Annotated in this window: 13 protein-coding genes; 10 read left to right on the top strand and 3 right to left on the bottom strand. The window is 50.2% G+C overall.

Annotated features, from left to right (window positions below; all coding sequences use genetic code 11):
• Positions 1-248: 248 nt before the first annotated feature.
• Positions 249-1847 carry a glutamine-hydrolyzing GMP synthase gene (guaA, locus tag ACN0YH_RS23875; RefSeq protein WP_417382106.1) on the bottom strand — a complete coding sequence of 533 codons (1599 nt, stop codon included), beginning with the start codon at positions 1845-1847 and terminating at the stop codon, positions 249-251.
• A gap of 520 nt (positions 1848-2367) precedes the next feature.
• Between guaA and ACN0YH_RS23870 the strand changes: the two genes are divergently transcribed.
• The 6 genes from ACN0YH_RS23870 (at position 2368) to ACN0YH_RS23845 (ending at position 12042) form a co-directional block, all read left to right on the top strand.
• A complete protein-coding gene (locus tag ACN0YH_RS23870; RefSeq protein ID WP_417382105.1) occupies positions 2368-3327 on the top strand; it encodes a hypothetical protein in 960 nt (319 codons plus the stop codon).
• Between the two features lie 165 nt (positions 3328-3492).
• Entirely contained in the window at positions 3493-4263 is a 771-nt protein-coding gene (locus tag ACN0YH_RS23865; RefSeq protein WP_417382104.1) for an HpcH/HpaI aldolase family protein, read from the top strand.
• A gap of 105 nt (positions 4264-4368) precedes the next feature.
• Complete coding sequence (locus tag ACN0YH_RS23860) at positions 4369-5733, top strand: DUF1501 domain-containing protein (RefSeq protein ID WP_417382103.1); 1365 nt, start codon at positions 4369-4371, stop codon at positions 5731-5733.
• A 198-nt stretch (positions 5734-5931) separates the two neighbouring features.
• Positions 5932-9291, top strand: coding sequence for a PSD1 and planctomycete cytochrome C domain-containing protein (locus ACN0YH_RS23855; RefSeq protein ID WP_417382102.1), 3360 nt, complete (start codon positions 5932-5934; stop codon positions 9289-9291).
• A gap of 19 nt (positions 9292-9310) precedes the next feature.
• Positions 9311-10720 carry a DUF1501 domain-containing protein gene (locus ACN0YH_RS23850; RefSeq protein ID WP_417382101.1) on the top strand — a complete coding sequence of 470 codons (1410 nt, stop codon included), beginning with the start codon at positions 9311-9313 and terminating at the stop codon, positions 10718-10720.
• Positions 10721-10767: 47 nt separating this feature from the next.
• Entirely contained in the window at positions 10768-12042 is a 1275-nt protein-coding gene (locus ACN0YH_RS23845; protein ID WP_417382100.1) for a PQQ-binding-like beta-propeller repeat protein, read from the top strand.
• A 59-nt stretch (positions 12043-12101) separates the two neighbouring features.
• Here ACN0YH_RS23845 and murB read toward each other — a convergent pair whose 3' ends face one another.
• Together murB and murC are read right to left on the bottom strand one after the other, a co-directional pair.
• Positions 12102-12980, bottom strand: coding sequence for a UDP-N-acetylmuramate dehydrogenase (gene murB / locus ACN0YH_RS23840; protein ID WP_417382099.1), 879 nt, complete (start codon positions 12978-12980; stop codon positions 12102-12104).
• A complete protein-coding gene (murC, locus tag ACN0YH_RS23835) occupies positions 12937-14397 on the bottom strand; it encodes a UDP-N-acetylmuramate--L-alanine ligase (RefSeq protein WP_417382098.1) in 1461 nt (486 codons plus the stop codon). Before murC ends, murB begins: the two co-directional genes overlap by 44 nt.
• A 426-nt stretch (positions 14398-14823) precedes the next feature.
• On the opposite strand from murC, the gene ACN0YH_RS23830 reads away from it, so the two are divergent.
• The 4 genes from ACN0YH_RS23830 (at position 14824) to ACN0YH_RS23815 (ending at position 22271) form a co-directional block, all read left to right on the top strand.
• The gene (locus ACN0YH_RS23830) at positions 14824-15285 is read left to right on the top strand and encodes a hypothetical protein (RefSeq protein WP_417382097.1); all 462 of its coding nucleotides are present in this window, start codon (positions 14824-14826) and stop codon (positions 15283-15285) included.
• Positions 15286-15358: 73 nt separating this feature from the next.
• Positions 15359-17773 (top strand): hypothetical protein, encoded by a 2415-nt coding sequence (locus ACN0YH_RS23825; RefSeq protein ID WP_417382096.1) that lies wholly within the window; start codon positions 15359-15361, stop codon positions 17771-17773.
• A 50-nt stretch (positions 17774-17823) separates the two neighbouring features.
• Entirely contained in the window at positions 17824-21567 is a 3744-nt protein-coding gene (locus ACN0YH_RS23820; RefSeq protein WP_417382095.1) for a hypothetical protein, read from the top strand.
• Positions 21567-22271: a hypothetical protein gene (locus ACN0YH_RS23815; protein ID WP_417382094.1), complete on the top strand. Its 705-nt coding sequence runs from the start codon at positions 21567-21569 to the stop codon at positions 22269-22271. The genes ACN0YH_RS23820 and ACN0YH_RS23815 overlap by 1 nt, the downstream gene beginning before the upstream one ends.
• Positions 22272-22341 lie beyond the last annotated feature (70 nt).

The raw sequence follows: 22341 nt of genomic DNA, 5'->3' as shown, positions 1-22341 counted from the left end.
CAGGAGGGAGGTAGCCGCGTCTCCGAAAACAACTGATTTTCGAAATCCCAGCAGGTCAAGTGCACAATGACACCACCCGCGCAGCCAGTCCGATAATTATAAAGAACATTAACGAATACACCCTACCTTAGCCTGATTGGTAGGGAAATCAAGTCCAGATCCGCTGAATTGCAGAACTCAGCGCGCAGCTGTTCCTTCTACGTCAGTTCTTTTGAGAACCCGAGATGAAAGAGTGGTGGAAAGGGAATTTATTCCCATTCAATCGTGCTGGGAGGTTTGGAGCTCACATCATACACGACTCGATTGATGCCGCGAACGTTGTTGGTAATCCGGGTCGACATTCGTTCCAGAACCTCGTGAGGCAGCGGTGACCAGTTCGCCGTCATGAAGTCGTCTGTTTCGACGGCGCGAATGGCGGCGACATCTTCATAGGTACGACCATCTCCCATCACACCCACCGATCGGATGGGCAGCAGGACGGCAAATGCCTGTTTTGTTTTGCGATACAGGTTCGCCTTATGCAATTCTTCAATGACAATCAGGTCGGCTTCACGAAGTACCTTCAGTCGTTCTTCGGTCACTTCACCCAGGCAGCGCACCGCCAGTCCGGGGCCGGGGAAGGGATGCCGGTAAATCAGTTCATCCGGTAATCCCAGTTCATGCCCCATCTGCCGGACTTCGTCCTTAAACAGTTCCCGTAGTGGCTCGATTAACTCAAAACCCAGCTTCTCAGGCAGACCGCCTACATTGTGGTGCGACTTAATGGTTGCCGCTGGTCCATCGGGGTTGGCCCCCGATTCGATCACATCCGGATACAACGTCCCCTGCGCCAGAAACTTTGCATTCTCAATCGAGGCCGCTTCCTTCTGGAAGACCTCGATAAATAATCTGCCGATGATTTTCCGTTTTTCCTGGGGATCAGTGACCCCTGCTAATTCGGATAAAAACAGATCGCGTGCATCAACCACATGTAAGTCGGTTTTAAAATGCTCCCCAAAACGATGCTCCACTTCATCTGCTTCCCCTTTTCGGAGTAAGCCATTATCCACAAAAATACAGGATAATTGAGACCCGATGGCGCGATACAACAGCGCGGCAACCACCGAGGAATCGACTCCCCCTGATAAACCGCAGATGACCTGTTTATTGCCTACACGTTGGCGAATCGATTCGATTTCCTGCTCAATCAGGTTGGAAATTTTCCAGGTCCCCTCGCAACCACATACCTTGTGCACGAAGTTAGAGAGTAGTAGACCACCAAATTCGGTATGCGTTACTTCGGGATGAAACTGCAGACCAAAAAAGGGTTTACTGTGGTGTTTGACTGCGGCAAACTGACAGGTTTCGGTAGAAGCCAGAGATTCAAAATGTTCGCTCAAATTCTGAACCTGATCTCCATGGCTCATCCAGGCAATAAAATTGCTGGGAACTCCTGAAAACAGATTGGAATGGTCTAAAACGGTACTCGGAGTGCGTCCAAATTCTCGAGACTCCCCCCCCTTCACTTCACAGCCTTGTGAAGCACAGACCAGTTGCATCCCGTAGCAGATTCCCAGAATTGGAATCCCCAGATTAAAGATTTCCGGGTCAGGCTGGGGTGAGTTTTCACCGTAAACGCTGGCGGGACCTCCGGAAAGGATAATCCCCTTCGGATTCAACTCGCGGATGCGTTCTGCTGACAGTTCGGGGCGGGCCAACTGACTGAACACGTTTTGTTCACGTACACGCCTGGTAATCAGTTGAGCGGTCTGGGAACCAAAGTCCAGCACGAGGATCAACTCCTCCTGTCTGGTATCAATAACACTCTGTGGAACAGCATCCTGCTCAGAGTCATGTGGATCAGTCATTACGTTCTCGAAATTTAGAATCAATCGTCAATATTCTTGTGAGGTGCTCACGCCAAGCCCTTCCAAGAGGTTTCTACGATTAAAAAACAGCCTGTTTGACTTATGTTAGAACTGGTATGAAAAGCAAACCGCCATCTTAGCGATTCCATTTTCGAAATCCAATTCTGCACGCTCAATTCAACCAACTAATACTGGAATCTTTGCGATTCAGTCAAAATACAAAAGCTACAAAGCCTGTATGCTCGGTGATCGCAAATTTCGCTGTTTCTATTTCCAGCATGAGTGATGTTTTACATCGCAAAACCGATTCCACTAAACAACTTATGGCAATAATCGTTTCCGATGAGCGTTTGAACCATTTCTATCGATCCGTCCGATAATTCCAGTAATAGCACAACTGCGGAAAAGTAACCTTCCCCTGATTTTCTACGCCCTCAGATATTTCAGGCAGGAATCAGCCACACGTCAGGAAACTGGTACTTTTCCTCTCTCTTTTATCTCAATGCCAGGAACCAATCACATGTTTTTCTCATGGAAACATCTTCTCTCCAGACACTGTCTGGCTCTGTTTGCAGGAACCACTATTCTGATCGCCGGCGGCCAGGCAAATGCACAGGTTCTTCCTGGTACAGGGACCCGCATCGATGGTGCCTGGGATGACTTTGAAGATGAATCCTGGGAATATATTACCAACCTCCCGAAGAGTAGTACGAATGTTGATAAAGACACTCGCTACCCACTGGGACAATCTTCCAACGGTGTCTGGACAGAAAGCGCAAAACGCGGCCAGCCTGATGTCGTTCAACGCGTTCCCACTCCAGCAGGGGGACTGCCCGGCAGTAAAAGTTCTTTACTTCTGAAATCACTACATACCGGTGTGCCCGGACAAGGCAGCAGTGGCTCAAATCAGGACGACCTGATCATGTCCGGCTCCATGGTCTCTGTCGCGTACTCTCCCAGTATTATCACGCGTGTCTATCTTCCCCCCTTCGAAGAATGGGAAGATAAAACCGGTACTTCTTTTGGCTTTCGTGCTGCTGTCAAAGCGCCTATGAAATCCAGCTCCCGCTCACGCCGACGGTTCTTCCGCACCAGTTCTTCTACCAAAATGGAGACCATCTACCTGGGTATGTTCATCCAGTTTAACAGCAAAACAGACAGCCCGAATGGCGAAGATTCAGCCATGTTTGTGGTCCGGGCAGACAGCTCTGGTCAGGATTTTATCGGCCCCGAAATCAAGCAGACCGGCTGGTGGACATTAGGCATGTCGTTTACTCCTGATGGACGGACTCACTACTACGCCAAACCAGGCGTTGGTCCCCTGACCCAGGCTGACCGCTTTGCTTCACATTATCCTTATGGCACCAAAATCCAGTCATTCCACACAGCATTCTTCAATGTCTGTAATCAGGATAACGGACGAACCTGGTCCACGGAGTGGATCATCGACGATCCGGCGATGTACTACATCAGCCGCTAGTCAAACATAAGGATCTCAAATAGAGAATCGTTTGAAACAAATCAGAATATTTCATCAACGGCATACTCCCTCAGGGTATGCCGTTGATATTTTTCCGCTTATGATATTTGGGTTCGCCAAGGCGTCTGATACCCCTTCAATCTCATCTTTGTTTTGGATCCTCTGATGTTTGAAAATAAAATTAAAACGCTGACTGCTCGAGGTGATGTCGCGCTGGGAGTGGGTATGCCCGACGCATCGGAAATTCTGGCGAAACTTTCCGTCGACACAGGGGTCGATTTTTTATGGATTGACCTTGAACATCGCCCCTACGGCATCAACGAAGTCAAGAATCTTCCGCTGATTGCCCGCAGACAGGGTTGCATGCCGATGATCCGCGTACCGGGCCTGGATCCGATGTACTTTAAAAAAGCACTGGATATTGGCGCCAATACCATCATGGTTCCACAAATCAATAATGCGGAAGAAGCAAAACTGGCCGTACAATATGCCAAATATCCTCCCGAAGGGACACGCGGAGTTTCACCGGACTGGGTGATGTTCCTGGATTACACTTTTGATGATTACCTGCCTTACGCCAATCAGGAAACTGCCATCGTCGCTCAAATTGAGTCCCCGGAAGGCATCGAAAACATCGAAGCCATCGCCGCGGTAGACGGAATTGATGTGGTCTTCGCAGGCCCCATGGACCTGTCTGCCTCTCTGGGGATCATCGGTCAAATCCAACATCCCGAACTGCAGAAACTGCTGGCCGATTTCCCCAAACGGGTTGCCAAGGCCAATAAACCTGCGGGAATCACCTTTGGCGATCTGGACCGTTGTCGGCAGGCCATAGATGAAGGCTATCGATTCGTGAATATCGGATCAATCGCTTCATTGGGCGCCAATGGCATCAAATCGGTCCTGCCTGAACTACGGGAACGAGCCCGAAAATAATCTGAGGAACTGCTCTGACTCCTCTGGAACACATAAACGCAAATTGATACAATTAATCTCAAACCAGCTAAAGACTTTTTCAGGTTTTGCGGGAGAGAGAACGGTATGCTGACACTGTCTGGACAGAATCACACAGAAGGATCTTTCTGTGATCGGTTATCACGGCGCAATTTCCTGCAGATCGGCAGTCTGGGACTGACTGGTCTGACGTTACCCCGGTTGTTACGGGCCGAAGCGGGAAAAACGGAAAAGAAGCGACAGAAGTCAGTCATCATGATTTACCTGGTAGGTGGCCCCCCTCACCAGGATATGATCGACCTCAAACCGGAAGCCCCCAAAGAAATTGCCGGTCCCTGGCGGCCCATTGCCACGAATGTTCCCGGGATTGAAATCTGTGAAGCATTCCCGCGACTGGCACAATCGATGGATAAGATGGTTCTTGTCCGTTCGATCGTCGGTTCACAAAGTGGCCACGATGCCATCCAATGCTTTAATGGGCATGATCCCCGCAAACTGACGCCTCAGGGTGGCTGGCCTCAATTTGGTTCCACCGTCGCAAAACTGCAGGGTCCGCATGTCGAATCGGCGCCCCCTTTTATCAGTCTCTGCTATCCCTGCACTCACGGTCCTTATAATGAACCGGGACCAGGTTTCCTCGGCTTGTCACAATCTCCCTTCCGACCGATGGGCCCGACCCGGCATGACATGGTTCTCAATGGAATCTCACTGGAACGACTGGCCGATCGCAAACAACTGCTGCAGAGCATCGACAACTTCAAACGCGAAGCAGATGCGTCTGGCATGATGACTGGCCTGGACACTTTCACCGAGCAGGCTATGGGAGTCCTCACCTCATCTCAACTGGCAGAAGCACTGGATCTGTCGAAAGAAGATCCCCAGACAGTCGCTCGTTATGGCACGGGTGATCCCACCAAATTCATTGACAGTAACGGTGCCCCCCGCGTCCCACAGAGTATGCTTGTCGCACGTCGATTAATTGAGGCTGGTGCCCGCGTCGTTACACTCAATTACAGTAAATGGGACTGGCACGGCGGGAAAAACAATTCCATCTTCAAACGTGAAGCAGAAGACTTCCCTGTCTTTGACCAGTGCGTCAGTGCGCTGCTGGAAGATCTGCACCAGCGCGGACTGGATCAGGATTGCACGGTTGCCATCTGGGGTGAATTTGGACGAACCCCCAAAATCAGTGCCCAGGTCGGCCGCGATCACTGGCCGCGCGTCAACTCGGCCATTCTGTTTGGCGGAGGCATGAAAACCGGTCAGGTCATCGGAGCCACTGACAGGTTGGGTGGCGAAGCCGTCGATCGCCCGGTCACGTTCCCCGAATTGTTCGCTACCCTTTATCACAATCTTGGTATCGAAACAGAACATACCACCGTGGAAGACTTCAGTGGACGCCCGCAGTATCTGGTCGAAGGACATGCCAGACCATTGCCTGAACTCATCTGACGCGTCGGGGTGGAATTCGTTCCGCTTGAACTGTACAGTCGATTAAAACTTGAATCGCTGTCTGGATTCACGTTAGAATAAAACGAGAACGCGATTTCAAGAATACTCCCTCCATTGAAGTGAGACACTTCGTATATCACAGTGTCTCGACAGACTTCAGCCAGATCATTACCTGAACACCGTAAGAAAAGCCGGCGCATGAAGCAGCTTATTCAGATTACATCTCTGGTCTTAATCCTGATCGGCTTGAGTCGTTTTTCAGACTCTGCGGAACAGGAAAAACTCAATGTCGATACACAGCCCCGTTTTACGGACGAGCAACTTGAATTCTTCGAAAAATCGATTCGGCCGTTACTAGCCGAACATTGTTACGAATGTCACAGCGGTCAGTCCAAGCGTCTGGAAGGCGGACTGCGACTGGATGCCCGCTCGCTACTCCTGAAAGGCGGCGACTCAGGTCCGGCGGCAGACCTGAAACTGACACATGACAGTCTGCTACTGCAGGCGGTCCGATACGAGTCGTATGAAATGCCTCCCGATACTCGGCTGAAGCCCGAGCAGATTTCAGCGTTATCCCGCTGGGTTGAGATGGGACTTCCCTGGCCTGACGAAAAAACGCCCGCCGCATCTGATGCGACCAATGAATTTGATCTGCAACAACGCAAACAGGAACACTGGGCCTGGCAACCAGCGAAGGATGTGAAGCCTCCCACTGTCAAACAGAAAAACTGGTCAACGCACCCTGCGGACCAGTTCATCCTGGCGAAACTGGAAGAAAAAAATCTGCATCCGAGTTCTCCTGCAGACAAGCGCACGATACTCCGCCGTCTCTGTTTCGACCTGACAGGACTGCCTCCCACTCCCGATCAGATTCAGCATTACCTGGAAGATTCGTCTCCGAATGCGACAGAAAAGGTCGTCGACCGTTTACTGGCATCACCCCGTTTCGGAGAACGCTGGGCACGGCACTGGCTTGATCTGATGCGGTATGCAGAATCCCGTGGGCACGAATTCGATAACGATGCCCCCAATGCCCATCAGTATCGTGACTATGTGATTCGCGCTTTGAATGCGGATCTCCCCTACGATCAGTTTGTTACAGAACACATTGCCGGCGATCTCGTGAAGCAGCCGCGGCTCAACCCCGTATCAAAGTTCAATGAGTCCGTGCTGGCAACCGCTTTCTGGTACCTGGGCGAATGGGTGCACTCGCCTGTCGATATTCGCAAAGACGAAACCGACCGCTTCGATAACGCGATTGACGTCATGACCAAATCGTTTCTGGGAATGACTGTTTCGTGCGCGCGCTGCCACGATCATAAATTCGATGCGATTTCCACAAAGGATTATTACGCCCTGTATGGATATCTGCAGAGCAGTAATTACCACCAGGTCAGATTCGAATCAAAGACACACAATCAGAAAATCGCGAAACAGGCTGAAAAACTCGATCAGCGGCAGCAGGAAGTTCTCAAAGTAAAAATCAAACATGCTTTCGATGCAGGCATTCAAAACTTCTCGAAATACTACTGGGAAGCCAAAGCGCTGGCAGAAAAATATCCTGCAGAAAAAACAGCCGCCCTGAAAGCGGAACTGCAGTCACAAGCGACGCAGGGCAGTCTCTCGCCTCAAATTCTGAAAAACTGGGTGAGCTTTCTGCAGTCGAACCAGGATCACAGTCAGCTGATGTCGGTCCGATTTATACTGGATGAAGATTCCTCCCTCACGCCCCCTTCACCGTTTGCAAAAAATCAAGCTGACAAAACGGATCAACGCGTCATCATCGATTATTCGCAATCTGCCCCTGAAGAATTCATTACGGATGGATTTATCTTTGGCATGGCACCTCGCTCGCGAGGAACGCTGGTCCTGAATTCGTCCAGCGCTGATCCCAATCTGATTTTACAAACCGAAGGCGCCGCCCGGCGTGATCCACTCTGGAACGATCTGGTTGACACGAAATCGCCACAACTGAACCAGAAAAATAAACTGCGGTCCTACCCCCGCGCCGGCAGAACACTGCGTACCCCCACATTTGAAGTCCAGGGAGCAGTCAATTATCGCGTGAAAGGAGACTGCTGGGTTTACGCCTGCGTCGATTCCCATCGACTGCTGTTTGGCCCTTTGCATGGCTCCACACTCAAAAAAGTGCAAGCCAGTCCCCATGGCAAGCCGGTCTGGGTCACTCACGATCTCTCCCGCTACAAAGGCCATCGCGTCCATCTCGAATTCACTCCCATCGATCAGTCCCCCCTGGAAGTTTACCAGGTCAGACAGGGAGCGTCTCTTCTTGAACCTGACCTGACAACGGTCAGTCTGACGGGACCAAAAGTACCGCTTGCCTTGGAAACCGCTTTTGACGACTTTGTTACCGGTAAGCCTGATCCGACATCTCAGTCTGTGGCTCTGGTCAACTGGGTACTGACACATCCTGATCTGTTCTCTGAACCTCTGAGTCCCGCAATGCAGGACCTCAAAGCAGGAATCGATGACTGGCAGCAGCAGCGGAATACGTTGAAAAGTTCAATCCAGACTGCGTCCCAAACCGCCATGGCTATCATGGATGGCAGTGCTGAAAATGATCATGTCCTGATTCGAGGCAGCCATCAGAATCCGGGCCCTGAAGTCGAACGCCGTTTTCTGGAAGCATTGGGGGGCGATTCACCTCGCAGTGCAGCAGGCAGCGGACGTCTGGAACTGGCTGCAGCCATCAATAATCCTGCGAATCCATTAACACATCGCGTGATTGTGAATCGTATCTGGGCCCATCTGTTCGGGCGAGGCATTGTTCCCAGCGTTGATAATTTCGGCGTGCTTGGCGAACGCCCTTCGCATCCCGAATTGCTTGATTTTCTGGCGCTAAAGTTTGTCAAAGAAGGTCGCTCTCTCAAACAGATGATCAAATATCTGGTGCTGACCCAGACCTACCAGCAGTCAAGCACCACCACCCAGGATGTTGCAGACATTGATCCCGACAATATCCTGCTTTACAAGATGCCATTGAAACGTCTGGAAGGAGAAGCGATTCGCGATGCGTTGCTGCAGATTTCGGGACGACTTGACGAAACGCTGTACGGGCCCTCGATTCCCGTTCACCTGACAAAATTTATGGACGGACGTGGCAAACCCCCCGTGAATGGTCCGCTGGATGGCGCAGGAAGACGCTCCATTTATATTCAGGTTCGGCGCAATTTCCTTTCACCGATGATGCTCGCTTACGATACCCCCAGTCCTTTCAGCACAATGGGCCGACGCAACGTTTCCAATGTTCCCGCACAGGCGCTGATCATGATGAATGACCCGTTTGTACTTCAACAGGCCGACCTGTGGGGCAAACGTGTATTGAATGAATCGGGTTTGCAGACAACCGAGGATCGGATTCGTTGGATGTATGAGTCAGCGCTGGGTCGGCTTCCCACGCCAGAAGAACTGCAGACTGCACGAAGTTTCATTGAACAGCAGGTGAAAGTCAATCCTGCCGAACCCGAGCAAGTCAAAGCCTGGTCCGGGTTGGGACATGTGATCTTCAATCTCAAAGAGTTTATCTACATTTTTTAGATTTCAGAAAGTCGTCAGTATGCACTGCGGAAGGTTTCGACAGCAATTCACGAGAAGAGAAATTCTCAAGCAGTGCGCGAACGGTTTCGGCGCAGCCGCACTCACGGCCCTGCTGCAGGATCGTGCCTTCGCCAGTGAGTCGACCGGGAAAACGCATTTCCCGCCTAAAGCAAAAAATGTAATTTTCCTGTACATGGATGGTGGCCCTTCTCAAGTTGACACCTTCGATCCCAAACCGATGCTGTCGAAATTTAATGGAAAGAGTCCCGGCGACTTTTTCAAAGTGGAAGCCACCCAGTTTGACAACGTCGGCAAAGTACTGGAAAGTCCCTGGAACTTCAAACCGTATGGCGAGAGTGGGATCCCGGTCAGTGATCTCTTTCCTCACATCGGCACCTGCATTGATGACATGGCGGTCATTCGCTCTGTGGTCTCACAGTTCCCGGAACACACGTTTGCCAACTACTTCCTGCATACAGGCAGTGGACTGCAGGGGCGTCCCAGCATGGGGGCCTGGGTGAATTATGGTCTAGGCAGTGAATGTCAGAACCTGCCTGGCTTTGTGGTGATCAATGGCGGACTGATCCCTCCCGGGGGACTCGACTGTTTTAACAGCGGTTTTCTGCCCGCCAGCTTTCAGGGCTCCATCTTCAAACCGGGGGGCAGCGGTATCGCCAATGTGGAACGGCAGGAAAAATCCAGCCAGTCACAGATGCAAAAACTCAAATTGATGCAGCAGCTGGATCTACTCAAACAGCAGCAGACCGGCGTCCATGATGAAATTGAATCTGCCATTTCAAATTATGAGCTTGCTTATAAAATGCAGATGGCCATTCCCGACCTGATGACATTCAACAGCGAAAGCAAAGCCACGCTGGACCTGTACGGTTTCGATGCCGAGTATGAGCCCACCCGAACTTATGCTGCGGAATGCCTGCTCGCGCGGAGGCTGGTCGAGCGCGGAGTCCGCTTCGTAGAATTAACATGCCCGAATGTGAAAGCGGACCGCTGGGATCAGCACAGAAATTTGAAACAGGATCATGAAAATAATGCCCGCGCTGTCGATCAACCGATCGCCGGACTGTTGAAAGACCTGAAACAGAGAGGACTGTTAGAATCGACCCTGGTCATCTGGGGAGGCGAGTTCGGCAGAACACCCTTCGCGCAAGGTACGAACGGACGAGATCATAATCCGTTCGGCTTTACCATGTGGATGGCCGGTGGTGGCATCAAAGGGGGCATGACCTACGGCGCCACCGATGACTGGGGCTACAAAGTCGTCGAAAATCGTGTTGAAATTCATGATATTCATGCGACTATGCTGCATCTGCTGGGCCTGGAACATACCAGGTCTACATTCCGTTTTGGAGGGCGCGACATGCGTCTGACTGACGTACATGGCCATGTAATTCATGACGTCATCGCGTAAAAATGACTGCAATCATATTCGATTGCCTGTTCTGAAAAGGCGCTCACATGATAACACGCTGGCAAACCCTCTGTTGTGTCTTTTCGATTTATCTGATGTTCCCAGCGCAACAGCTTCGCGCGGAAGACTGGCCCGCGTTTCGGGGTCCTCTGGGAAATGGCATTTCCCAGGAAACCGATGTACCGCTCACATGGAACGCCGAAGAAAATATTCTCTGGAAAGCACCACTGCCTGCTCCCGGCAATAGCAGCCCCATCGTTTCAAATGGCAAAGTTTTTATCACCTGTGCTGAAAACGAAGGTCGCAAACGGAGTCTGTACTGTTTTGACAGAACAAGTGGAAAGCAACTCTGGGTTCAGAGTGTAAACTATGACAAAGTCATGCCCACCCATAAGACGAACAGTTATTGCGGGTCGACTCCCGCCGCCGACGGCAAACGGATTGTCGTCTGGCATTCCTCTGCCGGTTTATACTGTTATGACTTTACTGGCAAAGAACTCTGGAATCGCAACCTGGGTGATTTTGAACACATCTGGGGCTACGGCGTTTCTCCGGTCCTGCATGCAGGTAAGATCATTCTGCATTGTGGACCAGGCAAACGGGTTTTCATGACTGCACTCGACTTGGAAAGTGGGAAAACGCTCTGGGAAACCGATGAGCCGGTTGCCGGCGATGGTCAATATAATGACCAGAAGAAGTACATGGGTTCCTGGAGTACTCCGGTAATCGCGAATGTGAACGGTCAGACGCTTATCATCTGCAGCATGGCGCTGCGTGTGAATGCGTATGAGCCCACATCCGGTAAAATCATCTGGAGCTGTGAAGGGTTACACGGTAAAAAAGGGGATCTCGCCTATACATCCCCTGTATTGGCGAACGAGATTTGTGTCGCCATGGGTGGCTTTAATGGTCCCGCGATCGGCTTCAGGATGCAGGGCAGCGGCGATATTACGGATGCACAACGATTGTGGCAGAAAGAACCGAATCCGCAACGCATCTCAACCGGGATCTTTACGAACCGGCATCTGTTCATGGCTAACGCGGGCCCGAATCTGTTTCAATGTCTGAATCCTGCTACAGGGGAAATTGTCTGGCAGGAGCGTTCCGGTGGAGCCGCCTGCTGGGGATCCATGGTCTTAGCCGACAAACATCTGTATGTCACCGATCAGAATGGAACGACGCACGTCTTCCAACCAAGCACTACCGGGCTGGAAAAAGTTGCTGAGAACCCGCTGAAGGAACGCAGCAATTCCACACCTGCATTTTCTGACGGGCAGGTCTTTATCAGAACCTTTCAGCATCTCTACTGCATCGGAAAATGAGCCGCAGAAGAAAGTTTTGAAGCCAGAACCGATTTCAGCAGGTCCATCGAATTCAGGACTTACCAGAGCTCAATTTCCAGTTCGAGTTCCACGCCAAACTTTTCAGAGACCGTATGCTGGGCCAGATTGATCAGATCGAGCACATTTTCGGTGGTCGCATTCTCATCGTTAATGATGAAGTTTGCGTGCCGATCACTGATTTCTGCCCCACCAATGCGTGTGCCTTTCAGACCAGCCTGCTCAATCAAAGCACCCGCGTGCATGCCACGAGGATTCTTGAAGATGCAGCCGGCTGACTGGTGCGTCAAAGGCTGATTCGCCTTTTTCATGATCCAGTTCTTTTTCATCCGGTTTGTGACTTCTTCCGAATCATCTGCGGTGAGTTCAAACACTCCTTCGATGATTGCCAGTTCATTGATACTGCTCTCACGATAGCTGAAGCTCAGCTCATCGGCAGTTCTTACGAACTTTTCTCCTCGCGCGGTCAGAACCGTAACGGAAGTGGCGAACTGGCCTGTGTCCCCATTATGGCCGCCGGCATTGCCATGTAACGCGCCGCCAACAGTTCCCGGAATTCCTACCAGAGACTCCAGGCCCGCCAGTCCTGCTTTGACCGTTTCTGAGACCAGATTGGAGAGTAAGGCCCCCGCGCCGGCAGTGACTGTTGTACCTTCGATGCTGATTTTAGAGAAATCGCCGGCATGGATGCGGATGACAGCTCCCTGCACGCCGGAATCTTTAATCAGGATATTCGAGGCACCGCCAAAAACGCGTACCGGAATTTCGTTCTCAACACAGCATTTGATCACAGCCTGCAGTTCGTCTGCATTCCGTGGCTCCAGAAAAAACTGCGCTGGCCCCCCTATTTTGAAATAGGAATACTTGGCCAGTGGTTCAGATAGTTTGAGAATCTCTTTGAAGTCTTCGATTGAGCTCATGATGGATCCGATTTATTTCGCCCGCTCCCATAGTAATGATGATATCACCAGATTGAGCCTCAGTCTCTAAAGTTGAGAGCATCTGGTCAAGGGAACTGCTGAAACTGACCGAAGCATTATGCAGAAGAATTCGCCGAACCAGCTCTTTGGACGTTTCTACAGGCTCTTCATTGAGCTTTTCCCGGGCTGCGTAAACAGGTCCAATCAAAACCCGGTCGGCCTGCTGAAAACTGCGGGCATAATAATCCATCAAAGCCTGTGTACGCGAAACCTGATGCGGTTCATACAGACACCAGATTCTGCGATCCGGATATTCCTGCCTTAACATCTTCAAAGTTGCCTGAATCGCTGTGGGATGATGGGCATAATCATCGAACAGCATCATTCCTTTATAGGATCCCATCCGCTCATAGCGACGGTGAATCCCGGGAAATTCATAGATACCATCTCGAATTTGTTCTGCATCAATCCCGGCAGTATGACAGAGAATGGCAGCGACCATCGCGTTCGAAACGTTATGTTTTCCCTTTTTCTGCAGAGAAATCTCGGAAAAGTATTCTCCCTGATGGAATAGTCGAAACCGTAAGCCGAACGCCGTCGACTTAATATCGGTAGCCCACCAGTCAGCCCCTCGTTCCAGTGAAAAGGTGGAAATTTTTGCTATACAGGCTTCACGCAGCTTCTGTAAGCCCATACATGTCGAGGGTAACACTAATGCCCCCCCCTTGGGAATCCGAGCGACAAACTCAGCATAGGCTGTTGTCATGTCATCCTGATTTTTAAAATAATCAAAATGGTCAGGTTCGATATTTGTGATCGCTGTATAAAAGGGGAATAAATTCAGAAAACTACGCTGATATTCACAACTCTCAGCAACAAACAATGGACCTTCGCCTGCCCAGCCATTCAGATTCTGGCTGCAAAGTTCGGCACCAATGACTGCTGATGGTGAAACACCGGCATTCTGCAGAACATAGGCTGTTAACGCTGTGGTCGTGCTTTTTCCATGTGTTCCAGCGATACAGACCCCCTGTTTCTGACGCATCAGATGTCCCAGCATCTGTGCATATGAAAACTGGGGAATTCCCATCCGTTGCGCGAATCGACGTTCCGGATTCGCCAGACCGATGGCAGGACTGTAGACGAGCACATTCGTCCCCTCGGGAACAAACCGCTTATCATGCCCCTGATGCACCCGGTATCCGCCTGCGCGCAGTGCAGGTTCTGTAGCGAGAGAAGGGCTCAAATCGGATCCTGTGACTCGACAACCGGCACTGGCCAGATATTCCGCCAGGGCCTTCATTCCGGAACCGCAAATGCCGACCAGATGGGCCGAAGCTGGTAATGCAGATGACTCCAGTCGCAGTCCGTCTGTTGACTGACTTTGTTGATCAATGTTCGCTTTTGACAGGATCATAATCGCCTTAATGTTTATCTGAAGTTCCCGATGATATTTCTCGCAGGGGTCTTCCCAGACAAGTAGCAGGTCTCGGCTGGATCGGTCCGAAATCCTACGTCTCTTACTATCGGGAGTCAGCGCGTTCTGAATCCATTGGTTATGACTTTTGTTTCGACTGGATAAACATTATCGAATAGCAAGATCCTGTTGCATCAAGCCGGTCGGCTGGTGAATATTGATAAGATAGGAAGATTCAACCAGATTCTTACCCGAATCGAACACAAATCATTGTTATCCTGCCAAATTTCGTAAGTTCTTATAATTCTTCTCCGGCTGCGATACAATGCATTATGCCTCGAAATGGAATCTGCCTGAAGATCAGTTTTCAGGCACTATTCCCCCCGTTGCTCGATTCGATAGAAATTTTTTGCCAGGATAATCAGCATGCAGACATCGGATTTTGATTTACAAACTGCCCATCGATACTTTGCCGCTGATAGTTTCAATAAGACGTGGGAGTTCCTGGAAAAACAGGACCGTGCCCCAACAGAAACCCTGGAGATGATCTCCACCTGTCATGCATCCTTATGGCACTGGTCGCAATTTGAAGGGCATACAGACGAAAATATTTCCATCGCTTACTGGCAGTTATCACGAGTTTATGCAGTAACGAATCAGCCCAGTAATGCGTTCAGCTTTGCGATGCTCTGCCTCAAAATCACTCAAGACAAACATTTAAGCCCATTCTGTCTCGCGTATGCCTATGAAGCGCTGGCCCGTGCCGCCGCTATCTCTAATAAATCGGAAGAAGTGGCTACTTACGTCGATCAGGCTAAAAAAATCGCAGAATCGGATCTGAAAGGCGATGAAAAACAGCAATTGCTCGATGATCTGAATACAATATAGAGGTCGATTCGCTGTCGATCACTTCGATACTGAGACTCTTTGCTTTCATATCACGATACATTTGCACAAATCTATGGATAAGCTGAAACAACTTCTGGAATCCTATTTCGAGATCCCCGCTGCGGGACCGGGCCAGGGTTCTGCCTGGAATTTTCAGTGGAATTCTCCCTGGCCTGGCTGGTTGCCAGACTGGGCCGTGCTCCTGCTGGGCAGCGGGATTGTATTTTTGCTGATCTATGCGTATCTGAAAGATACCGCTCACCTGGATTTAAAAAAACGCACTGTTCTGATTGGGATACGACTGACACTGTTTGCCATTGTCATCCTGTTCCTCACCCGGTTTACATTAACCATTCATAGAACGGGCTTGCCATTCGTAGCCGTATTGATTGATGATTCTGCCAGTATGGGACTTGAAGATGATTACGCAGAATCCGCATCTCCCAGCGTAAGCAAATCGTTTCAGCAGGAGAGTCGGGGAAAAAACCGATTGGAACTCGTACAAGATCTCCTGCTGCAAAACGAAGCCCGGTTCCTGACGGAGCTTCAGGATAAACACAAACTGCGACTTTATCATTTTTCAGACGAATGCCTGCCGCTGGGTGAACAGGGCCTGATTGATCTTAAGGACTACCAGCGGACACAGGAACTCGTAAAACAACTGGAACCGGTGGGGAAAGAGACTCGACCGTTTCACGCAGTCCAAAAAGTTCTCAACGACTTTCGGGGAACCCCACCCACGGCTATTATCGTGCTCAGCGATGGGATCTCCAGCACTGGTGACCTCGACCTCCTGTCACGGGCGGGTGAGCTGGCAAAATCCAAACTGGTTCCCCTCTTTCCCGTGGGAGTCGGCAGCGAACAACCGGTGAAAGACCTGCAGTTGTATGATCTGCTGGTTGATGATGTCGCTTTTATCAACGACCCGATTACGGTGTCTGCCAAGGTTAAATTCTTCGGCATCCAGTCCGGCAACATGACGGTCAGCCTTAAGGAAGCGCGCACGGGCAGCCCGCTGACGTCACGGCAGTTCCCCATCAATCCCCAAAAAGATTCTCAGAAAATTGAATTGACCTTTACCCCCACGAAACCCGGGTTACTCGAATATGTCATCGAGGTGGAACCTGTGAAAGGAGAAGTCAATCTTAAGAATAATCAGCAGACGGGTCAGGTTTCTGTACTCGATCAGAAGATTCGTGTCCTGCTGGTCGATTCGGTTCCCCGTTATGAATACCGCTATCTCAAACATATGCTGGAACGCGACAAAACGATTGAGCTTCGCAGTATTCTGCAGGAATCGGATCTGGAATATTCCTCAGAGGATGCCACCGCCCTCGATTATTTTCCCGTCAAAAAAGAAGACCTGTACCAATACGACGTCGTCATTCTCGGTGATGCCGATCCAGCCTACTTCAGCCAGGCAGTATTTGAGAATCTGGACAAGTTCGTTCGGGAAAAGGGGGGAGGGCTGATTATGGTTGCCGGGCCTCGTTTTTCTCCACACGCCTATGCAAACACCAGTCTGGAAGAACTGCTACCAGTCGAGATTTTCAAAAACCGGCAACCGGCAGAATACAAACCTGTAATCGAAGGATTTCAGCCGGAGTTGACCACCGAAGGACAGTACAGCACATCCATCTTTCGCTTTGCAGATAATGCGGAAGCGAGCCAGGCGATCTGGAATAACCTTCCCGAATTATACTGGTTTTATGCAGCAGATGAAATCAAACCGGGCGCCTCCGTATTTGCAGTGCATCCCACTCAAAAAGGAAAAAATGGCCAGAGAATTCCCATAATCTCGACTCAGCGTGTCGGCGCCGGAAAAGTGATTTTTAATGCCACGGACGACCTGTGGAGATGGCGGGACCTGGTAGGGGACCTGTACTATTCCCGGTTCTGGGTGCAAACGATTCGCTATCTGAGCCGATCCAGACTCTTAAACCAGGAACAGGCAGTGGAACTGACTCTGGATCGTAAAACCTATCAACAAGGCGATACCGTACAGTTTCGTGTCAAATTTCTCGATGAGCAGTTGATTCCCTCTGACTTAAAAAAAGTGACAGTCATGCTCGAACGACAGGGAGAGGCTTCGCGGCCCCTGCAGTTAGCCCCACTCGAAAAATCACCCGGAATTTTTGAAGGCAGCGTCTCGAATATCCAGGAAGGTGCCTATCACAGCTGGGTCTCTCAGCCCATTCTGCAGGGAACCCCGCCTTCGGTTGATTTTCGTGTCGAAATTTCGCAACGCGAACTGGTCAACCGGGATATGAATCAGAGTGATATGAAAAAAACAGCCCGGGAATCTCGTGGAAAATATTTCCCCATCTTTGCTGCTGAGCAGTTGCCTCGATCCATACCAGCGGGCCATCCTGTTCCACTGGAAAATGAAGAACCGATTCCTCTCTGGAATCGTTGGGAATTCCTGATTTTGTTTACTTTGCTGATCTCAGCAGAATGGCTGTTAAGAAAACGTTTTCGCTTAGTATAATAAACTGCAGTCATTTTATTGCGTCCCGAAGTTCTCCTGAAACTGTCACCATGCAACATTCCATACGAGCACAACTGGAACAACTGCATCACAAAATTCGCCAGCTCATCTGGTTGAATGGTTTATGCTGGGGTCTGACTCTTTTTCTCGGACTGGCGGCATTAATCATCAGCCTGGACTGGATGCTGGATATTACAGATCCTGCCAGCAGACTATTACTGGGCCTCGCAGCAGGTTCCATGGTGATCTGGATTCTCTGGAAACACCTCATTGTCCCGTTAAAAACGCCGCTGACCGATTTAGACCTCGCACTGAAAATCGAACGTCGCTACCCGACTCTGCGGGACAGCTTTTCCAGCAGCATTCAGTTTGATCACCAGTCAACCACACAATTTGCCGGATCGCCACAGATGCGTCAGGCTGTGATCGAAGATACTTTTCAACGTGCCTCTCAGATTAATTTTCTGGAACTTATTGATACGCACCCCCTCAGAAAAATCATGTTTTCCGCAGCGTTTCTCTGTCTGATAACGGCTTTCTTAACCCTGCTGCATCCGCAGGAAGTGATTCTGGGACTCCATCGCCTGATACTCCCGTTCTCGGCACCGGCCTGGCCTCAACAGGTTGAACTGCAGATTCTGGACGAAAATCTCGTCCCCATCGAAACCGGGCCAAATAATCCCTACCAGGTAGTCGAAGGGCAGACCTTTCAGTTTTTCGTTGAAAACCGCAAAGGGACTCCCCCCGAAGACCTTCGTCTTGAATATCAGTCTCGTCAGAAACTACAGACTGCGGGCAAAATCTATTCTGACCCTCTGCGAATTGTATCGGTGCCCGATACTTCAGGAGTCGCACACGACCTGGGCACAGGTTCTTTAGTGATTTCTAACAAGCTGCTCAAGCTGCGCGCGGTTGGCGGCGATGATCACCAGATGCCCTGGCTCAATATCGTCTCAGTTCCTCCCACCATGATTCAGCTGGAGCAGGTCAGGCTCATACCGCCTGCTTACACGCAACTCTCCGCAGAAATACTGCCTGCCGGCATAGGCAACTTCAAAGCGCTGGTCGGCACCCGCGTTGAGTTCAAAGCCAGTTCGAACAAATTGCTGAAAACAGTAGCCTTGCGAATCAAAAACAGTGACCCCGTTCCGCTTCAATTGCAACCGGATCGAAAACATTTTGCAGGCTCTTTTGTGGTGGATACACCGGGAACTTATTCCTACTGGTTTGAAGCGGAAAACGATCAGGGGTTCAAGCCTCCCGCCCCGGAACATTTTGAAATCACGGCCATCAGCGATGACGTTCCGGAAGTCTTTCTGGAAATCCCGGATACCGACCTGCAAGTGACGCCGGCTGCTCAAATCCCCCTCATGGTCGTCGTGCATGATGACCTGGGAATCGAGAGTGCACTCATCCGCTACCAGAAATCATCCAGCCAGGAGTCACTCTCGCGCGCATTGCGGACTGACCGCGAAAACTTTTCTTTTCTCTTGCCATTCAGCTCAGCGTCATCGGCAAACCAGCGCGAAAACCAGTTGAAAGATCTGACACTGACTGACAACTGGAAACTCGCCGAGCTGGCGCTCAATGAGGGGGATCGGATTATTTTTCGAGCCGAAGCCCGTGATCTCTTTCAAGACAGTACCTCAACAAATTCGCCAGAAGTTTCATCTGCAGACTCCCATACCGGAACCAGTATCTCGCGTGTTTTGACTATCGTCACCCCTCAGTTTAAAGCCAATGAACTGGCGAACCGCCAGGCAAACCTGCTCGAAGAACTCGCTCGTATCCTGAAAGACCAGCGACTGCTGCATACTGAAATCAAGGACGTCCAGCATCAACTGCAGCGAGTAGGCCAGGCACGTACCGAAGAAATTGATACGATCAAACAGGTGGAAATGGATCAGAAGCGGATTGCCTCTCAACTCCACAGTCCCCGTACAGGACTGGAACAACGCTCCAGAGAACTGCTGCAGGAATTGGATTGGAACCGCATTGAAGATCCGGCGATGCAACAGCGGCTCGCTGAACTCAACACGGAGCTGACCCAGTTGAATCAGCAGGTCTTTCCGGAGATCCAGGAACAGATCACACAAGCTCGAAAAAAGATGCAGGCCAAAGTGGATGCCCGCGATTCCCAGGATCCGGATACCACTTCGTCTAACAAAGAAACAAAGTCTGCTGATACTGAAGAGAAGAAAAGAGCAAAAACGGGAGCAGAAACATCACCGCTGGAATCACTCACCGTCGCTGAGAAAGGTCAGCAACGCGTGATCGAAAGACTGGACAATGTGTTAAAATCACTGGCGCAGTGGCAGCAAACAAGGGATCTGGTTTCCGAACTGGATGAACAGATCAATCAGCAGGCAGACATTCAAGATCAGACCGAAAAACTGGCCAGAAAGACGATCACTAAAGCATTTGGAAAACTGAAACTGCAGGAGCAGGCAGACCTGGAAAAGCTGGCTCATCGCCAGGAACAACAGGCGGATCACTTTCAAGCGTTTCGCAATCTGCTTGATACACTGGATAACCAGAACCAGGAAATTTCCAGTTCAGAACAGCAACGAAATCAGGAAGCAATCGACTTCCTGCGAAAAAATCCGATATCCGAAGTCATGAAGCAGACAGCCGACAGATTAAAACAGAATCAGGTAGGACAGGCTTTACAGGAACAGCAGCAACTTCAGGAATCAATGCAGACTTTAAAAAACATTTTCGAAAATCAACCAGCCAGTTCGACTGCAGAGGTCTTAAACGAACTGATAAAGAGTGAGCAGGAATTAAATCTGATCAAACAGAAACAGGAAGAGATATTACGAAAGTTGAAGAAAACTGAGAATGCCCCCAACAGCAAGGAACAGCAGGCAGAACTGCAGAAGCTGAGAAAACAGGAACAGGAACTGAAACAGCAGATGCAACAGCTGGAACAGAAACTGCAGCGGCTCAGCCTCAACAAAGCGGCTGATTCGATGCAGCGGAGTAGTCGGCGCACATCTCAGATTGATGATGCATTACAACAGGGTAATACGGCAGAAGCCCAAGAACAGCTCAAGGAATCGCTTGACGACCTGGAGCAGGCACAACGTGAGCTAGCGGCCCGGCGCAACGAGTTGGAGGAATCCCTTGCCTTTGAAGAATTTATCAAGCTGGAATCTGAAATCAAAGGACTGATTGAGCGGCAGCAGGCTGTCATTGAGGAAACCACGCGGCTGGAACAGGTCCGCCTTGCCCGTGGTCGCTGGTCACGGGGGCAGTTGAAATCTCTTAAACTGCTACAACAGACGGAAGAAGATCTGCAAATCCAGGCAGAAAAAGTTGCACAGAAGCTGGCAAAAGCACCTGTTTTTAAACTGGCTATGAACAAAGCGATCGATCAGTTGAAAACAGCAGCAGACCGACTGGATCAGAGACTGACAGACCAACTGACACTTAACGCTGAACAGAAAGCGGAATCCAGATTCAAAACTCTGCTGCAGGCACTGAATGACAAGACCGATTCAGAACAGGCAGAAGCGCAGCCAGGCGAGGATCCGCAGATAATGCCCTCTGATCAGATTCCCCTCATTGCACAACTTCGTTTACTCAAACTTCTGCAACAGGACATTCTTGATCGAACCACCGCATTCAATGAGGAACTGACACCACAAGAAAAATTAACACCGCAACAGCTTGAATTTAGAAAACAACTTTCCAAAGAACAGTCCGATCTGGCAGAACTCTCACAGGAAATACTGCAACTTTTTAATCAACTCCTGCCTGACGCCCCGGAACAGAAACTTGAGATCCAATAATGCAATCCAGATATAAAAAACTGACACTGTTACTGTATCTGCTGGCAATCGGTACGACGATCATTTTGTCTGTTCCTGTTCAGCCGGTGAGGGCAGATGAAAATACCGAAAAAACAGAGGCCATCAAAAATCAGACAAAAGAACCAGAACGGGACGAACCTGCCAAAAAAGATCAGCCAAACAAACAGGTTGAAAAACTCAGACAGTGGGCTCAGAAAAACCAATTACCCATAGAACCCATCATTAAAGAGATGGAACGTGCCGGGAAACTGATTGAAAATCAGAATACTGGTAAAGAAGTTCAAGAGGTTCAGAAACAGCTCGTAGCAGACCTGGAAAAACTGATCCAGTTGGTCGAACAGGCTCCCAAAACTTCGATGCGCCTGCAGAACCAGAATAATCTGCAACAACAGGAACAGCAGCAAAATCGGCAAGACCGTGAAGGGATGCAGAAGCAGAAAAACGAAAGTCAGCTCTCTCAAGGACCCGCGCGACAGTCTACCGATCGTCAGAAGGCAGGCCAGGCGACCCCGGGTAATCTAAATGAGAAAAATAATTATGCCAAAGATGCGTGGGGACATCTGCCCCCCGCGATGAGGCAACAGCTATTGAACATCTACACGGAGAATTTTCTACCCCAGTACGAAGACCAGGTGCGGCGTTACTATGAAGCCCTGGCAGAAAAGAAAAAACGCACTCCCTGACTGTTTCGGGAAAGTCAGAGAAGTACGTTTTTTAGAGCAACTTTGCGATTTTGAACAGCAGACGAATCTG

Source organism: Gimesia sp. (genome assembly GCF_048262075.1).
Classification (GTDB): domain Bacteria; phylum Planctomycetota; class Planctomycetia; order Planctomycetales; family Planctomycetaceae; genus Gimesia.
This window is presented reverse-complemented; position numbering and strand designations above follow the sequence as displayed.